Consider the following 11,237-nt stretch of genomic DNA (forward strand, 5'->3'; position numbering starts at 1 on the left):
AAGGAAGACCTGTGAAAGGAATTGTCTGGAGTGTTAAGAACGGCCTTTCTAAAGATGCACCTATCTCACCCATCCCCTCATCAAGGGCTTTTGTTTTGTCCCGTAATTCTTCCATGCTATCGAGCGGGATAACACCGTAGACAGGCATAGGGAATTCGTAGATAGTTTTACCATTTTTTGATATTGTAATCCCTCCCTGAATCTCTATAAGCCTGTTGACAGCCTCTTTCATGTCCGATTCATTACTTCCTATGGTAAGAATATTTGTAGTATCCCATATAAGGGTTGTTGCCAATGCTCCGGATTTAATGCCTGTCCCTTTTATAAAACCCTTTCCAATGCGATGTCTATCTCTCCTGTTGATGACAGCCACAGGTATAATGTCCATTTGAAGATTTTTTTCTAAAAAACCATCCTTCACTTCTGCCTTAAATGCTACCTCTTTCGTTATTGTTTGATTGGCTATTTCAATAACCCTTATTAAATCGGTTTTGGGGCTGGCTTTTATTTTGAAATCGTCCTCCTTGAACTTCTCCAGCTTAATTGAGTGCCTCATCTCCTCCGGATAATGATATGGCTTTATCGCCTTTGTGAAAACCCTATCTTTATAGAGAATTTCACCATTTACCATAACCTTCTCAATTGAGACATCTTCAAGATTTTTCAAGAAGAGGATATCGGCATACCTTAATGGGGCTATGGCGCCTAAGTGTCTCAACCCACTATAATCTGCCGGGTTTATTGTGACCATCTTTACGGCTTCTATGGGAGGGATGCCGTATTGAATGGCTCTTTTGACTACCGAATCCATATACCCCTCCTCATAGAGCATTACCGCATCAAAGACATCTGAAACCAGCATAATCCTTCTTTTATCCACATCCATGTCTTTCAATCTGGACAGTTCCTTAAGCTCCCTTCTCACAAAGCCTTCCCTGATCATAATGTAAAGACCAGATCTAAGTTTCTCCAACACCTCATCTATTGTGACGGATTCATGGCAGGATGTTATACCGGTAAGGACGTATTCGGTCAGTCTTTTTCCTCTTGCTCCAGCCGAGTGACCATCAAGCCTTTTATTCAACGACATAGCCAATACTGCCTGTTTCAGTACCCTATCATCCCCCTCAACCAATCTTGTCCAGTAACCCTCTCCAATGCCAAGAAAATCTTCTCTTCTAAGTAATTTTGAAAATTCCTTCAGGCTTAGCCCCAAACAACTCTCCATCTGAGGGAATGGAGGTGTTAAGGGGGGTGCAACAAAGTAACATCTCAGGGGGTATCCCTTTGTGCTTTCTATGAACGATTTCACGCCTTCCATTCCACAGGCACATGCAGCCATTGCACACTCAGTAATTATTGTTGTTGTTCCGCCTTTTATTGCGTAAGGAACAAGTTCGAAGAATGGATACATGCTGTCCAGATGTGTGTGCGCGTCTATAAAACCAGGACAGAGATACTGACCATCGGCATCTATTACTTTTGCATCACCATATGAAGAGCCATTATCCTCCTCGATCGATGCAATAAAGCCACCCTTGATAACTATCACAAGATTATCATCTATGCTATTGGTGAATACATTTATAAGCCTCCCATTCCTTATAATAAGGTCCGGTGGGGTTAGTCCTTTTACAACATTGAGTAAGTCTTTTAATATTTCTTTTTGCATGATTTTATCCTTATTTTTAATTAGCTTTTTTATTTAACACAAAAGCCGTAGGTTTGTAAAATCCCAAATAGTAGTGCAGTGTGCTTAAGAATGAAAGATGAATTGAAAAATGATCATGTTTTCTAATACCATTTTGCAATCTTCCAGCAACAGATAGGAAGGAAACCCTTCTCTTGAATGAGCATCGATAAATTCTTGGGTAACCCCTCATGACGAAAGTGAACGTTCCCCAGCTTTAGCAGGGGACGATGGGCAGGCATGTCCTTCAGCGGGTAGTCTTAAGCCCTTGTCCATCGAGTGAACTTGAGTCACAGAAAGGGTAAGAGTTTTGAGTTGGCGAATGGAAAAGATGGTTTCCTTAAAAGCAATAATGTATCCGATAGATCGCAAAATGGTATAAGGAGACACTCAAGAAAAAGTAGAAGACAGGCTAAAAGCTGCTTTAATCGCCTATAATAACCTTATTTTTAATTTACGCCGAACTCCGAACTGTATTTATGGTGCCGAAGGCGGGACTTGAACCCGCACGGGTTTCCCCGCCACCCCCTCAAGATGGTGTGTCTACCAAATTCCACCACTCCGGCAATCAATTTTTATCCTTGACCGGTAACCTTTCCTCAGTTTGTGCAGGAGCCTTTTTTATCATGGATTCCTTGTGACTATAAAAATATGCAAGCAAAAGGCTCGTCGTCATAAACACTACAACAGTAATTGTAGTAAGCTTGGTCATAAAACTCGTAGTACCTGAACTACCAAAGAGTGTCTGACTCGACCCGCTCCCAAAGGCTGCCCCAATCTCAGAACCTCTTCCTGTCTGCAAGAGAACTATAAGAATAAGAGCAATACACATAATAACATGAATAATGGCTATAGCTGTTAACATTGTCTCTTCTCCGCTACCTTTTTTATTATACCAACAAAACCTTCCTCTTTCAAGGAGGCTCCACCCACAAGGGCACCATCTATATCTTCCATATCTATCAATTCGCCTATATTTTCCTTGGTCACACTGCCTCCGTAAAGTATCCTTGTCATCTTACATACATCTCCATACACATCGCCCAATACATTCCGTATAAACCTGTGTACCTCTTCCGCCTCAATGGGCATGGCAACCTTACCTGTGCCTATGGCCCATACAGGTTCATAGGCTATTACGATACCATCTATATTATCTATACCATAAAGTGCCTTTTTCACCTGGAGCCCAACTACAAACTCTGTAACCCCTTTCTCCCTTTCTTCTTCGGTCTCACCCACACATATGATTGGCTTTAGTCCTGAAAGGAGACCTTTCTTTGCCTTTAAGTTCACATCCTCATCACGCTCATAGAAATACTTTCTTCTCTCCGAGTGTCCCATAATTACATAAGTACAACCCACATCCTTTAACATCGATGGGGATACTTCCCCTGTGTATGCCCCCTTATCTTCAAAGAACATGTCTTGCGCAGCAAGAGATATATGGGAGCCCTTAATCGTTTCATACACGCTGTATAAAGCGGTAAAAGGTGGGGCTAAAACGATCTCACCCTTCTTTAATCCAGCTGTCCCTTCTTTTACAGCCTTAGAAAGGGCTATAGCTTCATTAATTGTATTGTTCATCTTCCAGTTTCCAGCAACCATCCACGTTCTCATTGGTTACCTCCAGAAGCTTCCAGTGCCTCAATTGCTGGCATTGTTTTGCCTTCGAGTAGCTCCAGAAATGCCCCTCCTCCAGTAGATATGTATGATATCTTAAGGCTTTCACCCGCACGATGGACTGCTACATCCGTATCACCACCGCCAACAATAGTTAGTGCGTGGGCATTAGCCACATAGGTTACCATGGCAAAGGTCCCCCTGCTAAAAGGGTCAAGCTCAAACATGCCCATTGGGCCATTCCATACTATAGTTTTTGCGTTCTGCAATGCCTCGGAGAATAACGAAGTTGTTGCGGGGCCAATGTCGAGACCCATCCAGCCCTTTGGGATCTCCTGAACTGTACAGACCTTCACCTCTGCATCAGCTGATGCCTTCTCTGCAATAACACAATCTACAGGGAGATAGAATTTTACATTTCTGCCTTTTGCCTTCTCGATTATATCTTTTGCCATATTTAGCATATTTTCTTCGCATAGAGAGCTGCCAACCTCATGGCCAAGGGCCTTCAGAAATGTAAAGGCCATTCCGCCACCCACAATAAGCTTGTCCACCTTTTCTACCAGTTTTTCAAGGACCCCTATCTTATCAGATACCTTTGCGCCGCCAATGATTGCAACGAGAGGTCTCACCGGATTCCCCATGGCCCTGCTAAAATAGTCCAGTTCGTTTCGCATAAGAAAACCAGCAGCACATACATTAACAAACTCTGTTATTGCAGTGTTTGAGGCTGCCTTTCTGTGAGACACAGCAAATGCGTCATCTATATACACGTCTGTGAACACAGCAAGCTGCCTGGCAAACTCCTTATCATTCTTTTCTTCCCCTGCGTAAAACCTGAGATTTTCAAGGAGAATTACATCCCCTTCTTTCATATTAGAGATGGCGTTTTCAACCCCGGCACCCACACAATCATCTACAAATATCACCTCTTTATGCAAAAACCTTGAAAGCCTCTTGGCAACAGGTTTCAATGAAAGCTCATCTACCTTTTTACCCTTGGGCCTGCCCATGTGTGAGGCAACAATTATCTTTGCCTTTTCATCAAGGGCATAGTTGATCGTCGGTAAATGCGCCCTTATTCTTGTATCGTCTGTGATATTCCCATACTCATCAATCGGCACATTGAAATCAACCCGGATAAAAACCCTTTTACCCTTTATATTAACCTGGTCTATATATTTCATACAATCTCCACCTTTTCAAGGGTTAGGGGTTAGTACGCTATCCCCTATCCCCTATACCCTATACCCTGTTTTAACTTATTTCATAATAAAGGATAGCAATTCAAACATCCTGTTTGAAAAACCCCATTCATTATCATACCAGGAAAGCACCTTCACCATTTTTCCACCAATTACATTTGTATTGGCTAAGTCAACTATAGAAGAATGAGGGTTTCCATTAAAATCACATGAAACTAATGGCTCATCCGAGCACAACAGTATTCCCTTCATTGGCCCTGCCGCATACTCTTTAAACTTACCGTTGACCTCTTCCTTGCTTGTGTTCTTCGATAATGTTAAAACAAGATCCACTATAGACACATTTGGTACGGGCACCCTGATGGCTAAACCATCGAGTTTTCCTTTCAACTCAGGTATAACCTCAGAAATGGCCTTTGCAGCGCCTGTTGTAGTCGGTATCATAGAGAGAGAAGCTGCACGTGCCCTCCTCAAGTCCTTATGCGGTTCATCCAGCACAACCTGGTCATTTGTAAATGCATGGATCGTGGTCATAAGGCCATACTCAATGCCAAACTCTTTTTGTAATATCTTTACTATTGGCGCCAAACAATTTGTTGTACAAGAGCCCATGGATATTACATGATGTTTTGTCTTATCATAAATCTCCTGGTTAACCCCCAACACAAACGTTACATCCGGACCTTTTGCAGGCGCTGATATGACAACCTTTTTTGCGCCTGCTTTCATGTGTCTTTCTGCCCCTGCCCTATCAGTAAACCTTCCAGTGCTTTCAAGCACCACATCCACACCGAGTTCCTTCCAGGGCAAATTCTCCGGCTCTCTTATGGCATAAGACTTTATCTCTTTTCCATTCACGACAATCGCGTCATCCTTTGCCTTTACATCTCCATCCATAGTCCCATGGACCGAATCATACTTTAAGAGATAGGCAAGGGTATGAGCGTCAGTAATATCATTTACGGCCACAAATTCCACATCTTTGTTCTTGTAACCAGCTCTGAAAACAAGCCTTCCTATCCTTCCAAAGCCATTTATAGCCACCTTGACGGACATGTGAACCTCCTGTTTTTGCTTTAAATACTAATCAAAACTAAGGGTGGTTGTCAAATAATTTGAAAGCTAATCAGCAAACAACCTCTTTTTTCAATAAGATACGAAATCCTCTCAGTATATATTGAAAGCCGGAAACTACCGTGAAGAAGGTAGTAGCATAAAAAAAGAACACTTCATATGTCCTGGTATGGGACCACAGGATATAGATGATTGTAATTATCTGAGAGACTGTGGCTAACTTACCCAAAAAAGCCGGCGATGGTTTCACCTTGTATGAAAGCTTATAAAGAATTAAAAAACCTGAGGATATTACAAAATCCCTGAGCAGCACAACACACGTAACCCAGAGAGGGATGATACCTTGCAAATATAGAACAGTAAACGAAGAGACAAGCATCACCTTATCTGCTATAGGATCGAGAAAAGCCCCGAGATAGGTTTTTTTGCCCATTATCCTTGCAAAAAACCCATCAAGCATATCACTTATACCCTGCAAGACAAAAAGGTAAAGGGCTACCCTAAACCTTCCCTGATTGATTGATACTATAAAAAAGGAGGTGAGAAAAAGACGGAAAATCGAGAGAAGATTCGGAAGGTTCATTCTCTATACAGATTCTTAAAGGTTGCATATTTATCTAAAAAAGCAAGCTCTATGGTACCAGTTGGCCCATTTCTTTGTTTCCCGATGATTATTTCTGCTGTACCTTTATGTGGGTTTTCAGGGTTCTTATTGTAAATTTCGTCTCTATAGATAAAGAGGATTACGTCTGCATCCTGCTCTATCGCACCTGATTCGCGGAGATCTGAAAGCCTTGGTTTTTTCTCATCTCTCTCTTCAACCCTTCTGTTTAACTGTGATACGGCAACAACGGGTATATAAAGCTCCTTTGCGAGGGCCTTTAAAAATCTCGAAATCTCCGATATCTCCTGTTCCCTCCTCTCCATAGAAGCCCTGCCTCTCATCAACTGTAAATAGTCCACAATCAAAAGTCCAAGGCCATGTTCCTTTTTTAACCTTCTTGCCCGTGCCCGAAGTTCGAGTACACCCATGGAAGGAGAATCATCTATGAAAATCGACGCCTCACATAGTTTGCCTGCCGCCTGTGCAAGTTTTGGCCACTCTGAACTTGACAGCGTACCTGTCCTGAGTTTCGTATGCTCTATCTCTGATTCAGAGCTAAGAAGCCTTGTAACAAGCTGCTCCTTGGACATTTCAAGAGAAAATATGCCCACGGCTAAAGCCCCATCCTTCATCGTTGCCACATACTGAGCGACATTCATACAAAGGGCCGTCTTCCCCATGCTGGGCCTTCCTGCTACTACAATCAAATCGGAAGGCTGAAAACCACTTGTAAGCTTGTCAAGCTCAGTAAATCCGGTCGGTACACCTGTAACGAATTGTTTCTTCTCGTACAGCCTCTCGATGGTCTTTACATTCTCCATCACTATATCTTTCACAGAAAGGAACGAGGGTCTGAACTTATTCTCAGAAACCTGAAATATCATTTTCTCTGCTTCGTCTATATAACCATCTACATTTGTATCTACCTCATGCCCTTTCTCTATAATCTCAGTGGCCACGTTCATGAGTTTTCTGAGGAGCGCCTTCTCACTGACCATCTTCGCATACTGTATGATATTCGCCGCACTTGGCATCTGGTCAACGAGGGTGTTAAGGTATGTAATCCCCCCCACTGTTTCTATAATTCCCTTATCCTTGGCGCCGCTGCTTACAGTGATAATGTCGATGGGTTCATTCTTTTCATAGAGGTCAAGCATAACCTCATATATCTTACTGTGGGCATTTTTATAAAAATCATCAGGACTTACGATATCAACTATTTTATTTATAGAATCGGGGTCAACGAGGAGACCGCCGAGAAGAGACTGCTCAGCCTCTAAATTCTGAGGCGGGATACGGCTTTTTAGTCCCTGCATATTTCTCGGAGCTTTTGCCATCTATTCCTTTTTTTCTACCTCAATCTTCACCTTTGCATTGATATCCTGTTTCAGGTGGACCTCTATGGTATATGCACCGGTCATCTTGATTGGTTCATCAATCTTCACGTTCTTTTTATCTATCTCCACACCAAGAACCTTTTTTACTGCTTCAGTGATATCCTTTGGTGTTACAGAACCAAAGAGCTTTCCATCCATGCCAGCCTTTTTTTTGATAGTAAGGGAGCATTCCTCTATTTTTGCTTTCATCTCTTCTGCAGTCTTTAAGTTCCTCCCCTTTTTACTCGAAAGGCCTTTTACAATATTCTCAAATCTTTTAATGTTACCTTCCGTTGCCGGGAGAGCTAACCCTCTCGGTATCAAAAAATTTCTTCCATGGCCATCCTTCACATCAACAACCTGGCCCTTCTTGCCAGTACCCAGCACATCCTCTGTAAGTATGACCTTCATAACGTAGCCTCCATTATCCTGAAAGTGTGGTAAAAGGAAGAAAGGCAATATGTCGTGCCATCATTATCGCCTCTTTCAATTTTCTCTGATGTTTGGCGCATGTCCCTGTCATTCTCCTGGGCATTATCTTCCCCCGTTCTGTAATAAAATGCTTCAGGAGCTTCGGGTCTTTATAATTGATTACTAAATTCTGGTCCTGACAGAACCTGCAAACCCTTTTCCTTACATATACCCTCTTTTTCTGGGTATCATGCCCTCTTGCTGCTCTTACAAATCGTGCCATTTATTCCTCCATCCATAAGATTTTATTTGCTTTTAACTTAAAAACATCAGGCGACTTTACCATGGTCTTTGTAAGCATCCCTGATACCATTATATTCCTTCCCACCATCTCTCCAAAATCCTTGATTCCCTGTCGGTCGATAAGTACCACGTCAATACTAAAGGTTCCTTCTTCAACCCATAAAGGGAACATGACTATCCTTTCTCCCTTAGGGGTATAAACCACTTCTGGTTTTGTCTTTAATTTTCCTGAGAGGAAAATTCTGTTCACAAAAATTCACCTTCCAGTTCATCAAAAACAACCTGGTCAGGTGGTTTCTCAAGACCCTTTTCTTTCTCATCAACACTCACAAAGATGTATCTGAGGATTAGATCAAGGTTTCTGTAAAACTTGTCAAGCCCGGTAACGCCCCCCTCGTCCATATCGAGGAGAAAAAAGAAATAATGGCCCCTATCCTTCTTTTTGATAGGGTATGCAAGTTTTCTCACTGCCCAATCATCAACCTTAATTATGGTGGCGCCGGATTTCTCTATATTCCCTTTTATTCTTTTGAGCAGGTCTTCTTCCTCCTCCTTGGTGCAATCCGGGTTAATTACAACAATATTTTCATATCTTCCCACTTTACTCTCCTTTCGCATTGCCTACTACTGCACTTTTTAAGACTTTTACCCTTACCTTCTCAGCAATCTCTATGGTAACGGCGTCATCAGTAATCCCTGTTATTGTACCATACACACCACCAGAAGTTATAACTTTATCACCTTTCTTCAAATTTTCAGTAAATACCTTCTGCTGCTTTGACCTTTTTTGTTGTGGTCTGATTAATAGAAAATAAAAGACAACAAACAAAAGGATTAGGGGTAAAAAGGCCATATACCCGCCCCCCTGTCCAGAACCAGAACCTCCCTGACTACCCATTGCATACGCTATATTCATCCTGTAGCTCACCTCCCTTCCATTTAGTTTTAAAATCATCATAAAATATTTCGAACATTCCCTTGCTGATCGCTTCTCTCACCTTTTTCAGCAAATCACTATAAAAATACATGTTATGGAGCGTATTCAGATAGAAACTTGTGAGTTCATGAGATACAAGGAGATGTCTAAGGTAGGCCCTTGAAAACGTTTTGCAGGTATAACATTCGCACCCGTCATCTACAGGCCTTTCATCCCTCGTATACTTTGCATTCTTTATGTTTATCCTTCCATTCCATGTAAACAAATTTCCGTTCCTTGCAAGTCTTGTTGGGATTACGCAATCAAACATATCTATCCCCCTTCTTACCCCTTCCACAATATCATCTGGAAAACCAAGGCCCATGAGATACCTCGGCTTGTTACGGGGGAAGAGTTCTATAATTGTATCTACCATATCCCACATGATACTTTTGGGTTCCCCAACGCTTAACCCTCCGAGAGCGTAACCATCGAAATCCATTCCTATCAAATCATGAGCAGACTTCATTCTCAACGGTTTATAAAAACCACCCTGAACTATCCCGAACAATAATGCCCCATTATCAGTTTTTGCATCCCTGCACCTTTTTGCCCACCGGGAAGTAAGTTCAACAGAGGCATCTGTATACTCATAAGATGAAGGATAGGAAACACATTCGTCAAGACACATGTATATATCTGCACCTATATTTTCCTGTATCTCCATCACCCTTTCCGGGGAGAGAAAGTGTTTTGACCCGTCTATATGAGACTGGAACAAAACCCCGTCCTCCTTGATCTCCCGCAGAACACCAAGGCTGAAAAGCTGGTATCCCCCGCTGTCTGTAAGGATTGCTCCATCCCACCCTGATAATCTGTGAATACCTCCCATTTCCTTTATAAGACCGTCACCAGGCCTGAGATAAAGATGGTATGCATTTGCAAGAATCATCTTTATTCCCATCTCCTTTAAATCTTTATGGGTAGTAGCCTTCACTGTACCCTGGGTTGCTACTGGCATAAATACCGGGGTTTCCACATCCCCGTGTTCTGTTTTAAGGATGCCCTGTCTTGCAAGTCCATCCTCTTTCAAAATTTCAATGGTCTTCATAATCAATACAGTAATTCGTGATTCGTAATTGGTAATTGGTTTTTTTGTTTTCCACTATTCACTATTCACTTAACAAATAAACATCGCATCTCCATAACTGTAAAATCTATAACCCCTTTTCAGGGCTTCCCTGTAGCATCTGAATATCTCTTCCTTCCCGGCAAAAGCAGAAACAAGGAGAAGCGGCGTAGACCTTGGCAAATGGAAGTTAGTAATTAATGCATCCACCATTTTAAATCTGTAGTTAGGATAGATGAATAGCCGGGTCTTTCCTGTAGGTGGTGTATTCCCATTTTCCATGGAGAGCGTTTCTAATGCCCTTACCACACTTGTCCCGCAGGCCACAATCCTCCTCCCTTGAGCCTTCGTACGCTTAATATATGTCCTTGCATCATGAGTAATATGGTAGTACTCACTGTGCATCACGTGCTCTTCTATATTCCGTTTTTTTACAAGAAAAAATGTCCCAACCCCGATATGGAGGGTAATCTTTACTATATTGATACCCATCCCTTTTATTCTGTCAAGCAATTCATGGGTAAAATGAAAACCAGCAGTCGGGGCTGCAATAGAACCTAACGCTTCTGCATAAACCGTCTGATACCTGTCAAAATCAATAGAACCATCGTTTTCCTTCCTCTTTATATAGGGAGGAAGTGGCATTTTCCCATATTTCTTTATAATATCATAGATATCACCATCATAAAAAAACTCAATTACCCAAAAACCCTCACCTTTTGTCAGGCCTGCCTCAACATTACCAACAGAAACCCTTAATTCTGTTACCCCTCTCTTCACGCCATTTGCAAGGCAAAACCACCGGTTATCACTTATCCTTTCAACAAGTAGAATGTCGATGATACCTCCGGTATCCTTTGTGGCCTTCAGTCTTGCTGGCAACACCTTGCTATCATTCAATACAAG

14 protein-coding genes and 1 tRNA gene are annotated in these 11,237 nt (G+C 42.1%); all 15 read right to left on the minus strand.

Annotated elements, in window-relative coordinates; translation table 11 throughout:
* Window positions 1–1,672: amidohydrolase family protein (locus tag NTU69_04200; GenBank protein ID MCX5802727.1), on the minus strand; the 1,672-nt coding region annotated here is incomplete at its 3' end.
* Window positions 1,673–2,170: 498 nt separating this feature from the next.
* Window positions 2,171–2,256: transfer RNA gene (locus NTU69_04205), tRNA-Leu, on the minus strand.
* Between the two features lie 2 nt (window positions 2,257–2,258).
* Window positions 2,259–2,555 (minus strand): preprotein translocase subunit SecG, encoded by a 297-nt coding sequence (gene secG / locus NTU69_04210; protein ID MCX5802728.1) that lies wholly within the window; start codon window positions 2,553–2,555, stop codon window positions 2,259–2,261.
* Complete coding sequence (gene tpiA, locus NTU69_04215) at window positions 2,549–3,310, minus strand: triose-phosphate isomerase (protein MCX5802729.1); 762 nt, start codon at window positions 3,308–3,310, stop codon at window positions 2,549–2,551. Before tpiA ends, secG begins: the two co-directional genes overlap by 7 nt.
* Window positions 3,307–4,500, minus strand: a complete 1,194-nt coding sequence (locus NTU69_04220; protein ID MCX5802730.1) for a phosphoglycerate kinase — start codon at window positions 4,498–4,500, stop codon at window positions 3,307–3,309. Before NTU69_04220 ends, tpiA begins: the two co-directional genes overlap by 4 nt.
* Before the next feature lie 75 nt (window positions 4,501–4,575).
* Window positions 4,576–5,574, minus strand: a complete 999-nt coding sequence (gap, locus tag NTU69_04225; GenBank protein ID MCX5802731.1) for a type I glyceraldehyde-3-phosphate dehydrogenase — start codon at window positions 5,572–5,574, stop codon at window positions 4,576–4,578.
* Window positions 5,575–5,644: 70 nt separating this feature from the next.
* Window positions 5,645–6,175, minus strand: coding sequence for a CDP-alcohol phosphatidyltransferase family protein (locus tag NTU69_04230; protein ID MCX5802732.1), 531 nt, complete (start codon window positions 6,173–6,175; stop codon window positions 5,645–5,647).
* Window positions 6,172–7,533, minus strand: a complete 1,362-nt coding sequence (gene dnaB, locus NTU69_04235; GenBank protein ID MCX5802733.1) for a replicative DNA helicase — start codon at window positions 7,531–7,533, stop codon at window positions 6,172–6,174. Before dnaB ends, NTU69_04230 begins: the two co-directional genes overlap by 4 nt.
* Window positions 7,534–7,983 carry a 50S ribosomal protein L9 gene (rplI, locus tag NTU69_04240; GenBank protein MCX5802734.1) on the minus strand — a complete coding sequence of 150 codons (450 nt, stop codon included), beginning with the start codon at window positions 7,981–7,983 and terminating at the stop codon, window positions 7,534–7,536.
* Between the two features lie 13 nt (window positions 7,984–7,996).
* Window positions 7,997–8,266, minus strand: a complete 270-nt coding sequence (rpsR, locus tag NTU69_04245; protein MCX5802735.1) for a 30S ribosomal protein S18 — start codon at window positions 8,264–8,266, stop codon at window positions 7,997–7,999.
* Entirely contained in the window at window positions 8,267–8,536 is a 270-nt protein-coding gene (locus NTU69_04250) for a hypothetical protein (GenBank protein MCX5802736.1), read from the minus strand. It lies immediately after the preceding gene.
* The gene (gene rpsF / locus NTU69_04255) at window positions 8,533–8,886 is read right to left on the minus strand and encodes a 30S ribosomal protein S6 (protein MCX5802737.1); all 354 of its coding nucleotides are present in this window, start codon (window positions 8,884–8,886) and stop codon (window positions 8,533–8,535) included. The genes NTU69_04250 and rpsF overlap by 4 nt, the downstream gene beginning before the upstream one ends.
* 1 nt (window position 8,887) lies before the next feature.
* Window positions 8,888–9,202 (minus strand): preprotein translocase subunit YajC, encoded by a 315-nt coding sequence (yajC, locus tag NTU69_04260; protein ID MCX5802738.1) that lies wholly within the window; start codon window positions 9,200–9,202, stop codon window positions 8,888–8,890.
* Window positions 9,177–10,313 (minus strand): tRNA guanosine(34) transglycosylase Tgt, encoded by a 1,137-nt coding sequence (tgt, locus tag NTU69_04265; GenBank protein ID MCX5802739.1) that lies wholly within the window; start codon window positions 10,311–10,313, stop codon window positions 9,177–9,179. Before tgt ends, yajC begins: the two co-directional genes overlap by 26 nt.
* A gap of 69 nt (window positions 10,314–10,382) precedes the next feature.
* Window positions 10,383–11,237: tRNA preQ1(34) S-adenosylmethionine ribosyltransferase-isomerase QueA (gene queA, locus NTU69_04270; protein MCX5802740.1), on the minus strand; the 855-nt coding region annotated here is incomplete at its 5' end.

The organism is Pseudomonadota bacterium (genome assembly GCA_026388215.1).
Classification (GTDB): Bacteria; Desulfobacterota; Syntrophorhabdia; order Syntrophorhabdales; family Syntrophorhabdaceae; genus JAPLKF01.

Bases quoted from the DNA above. Each gene is read 5' to 3' on its own strand.
- secG (MCX5802728.1), bottom strand. From the start codon at position 2,555: ATGTTAACAGCTATAGCCATTATTCATGTTATTATGTGTATTGCTCTT.
- tpiA (MCX5802729.1), bottom strand. From the start codon at position 3,310: ATGAGAACGTGGATGGTTGCTGGAAACTGGAAGATGAACAATACAATT.
- NTU69_04220 (MCX5802730.1), bottom strand. From the start codon at position 4,500: ATGAAATATATAGACCAGGTTAATATAAAGGGTAAAAGGGTTTTTATC.
- gap (MCX5802731.1), bottom strand. From the start codon at position 5,574: ATGTCCGTCAAGGTGGCTATAAATGGCTTTGGAAGGATAGGAAGGCTT.
- NTU69_04230 (MCX5802732.1), bottom strand. From the start codon at position 6,175: ATGAACCTTCCGAATCTTCTCTCGATTTTCCGTCTTTTTCTCACCTCC.
- dnaB (MCX5802733.1), bottom strand. From the start codon at position 7,533: ATGGCAAAAGCTCCGAGAAATATGCAGGGACTAAAAAGCCGTATCCCG.
- rplI (MCX5802734.1), bottom strand. From the start codon at position 7,983: ATGAAGGTCATACTTACAGAGGATGTGCTGGGTACTGGCAAGAAGGGC.
- rpsR (MCX5802735.1), bottom strand. From the start codon at position 8,266: ATGGCACGATTTGTAAGAGCAGCAAGAGGGCATGATACCCAGAAAAAG.
- yajC (MCX5802738.1), bottom strand. From the start codon at position 9,202: ATGAATATAGCGTATGCAATGGGTAGTCAGGGAGGTTCTGGTTCTGGA.
- tgt (MCX5802739.1), bottom strand. From the start codon at position 10,313: ATGAAGACCATTGAAATTTTGAAAGAGGATGGACTTGCAAGACAGGGC.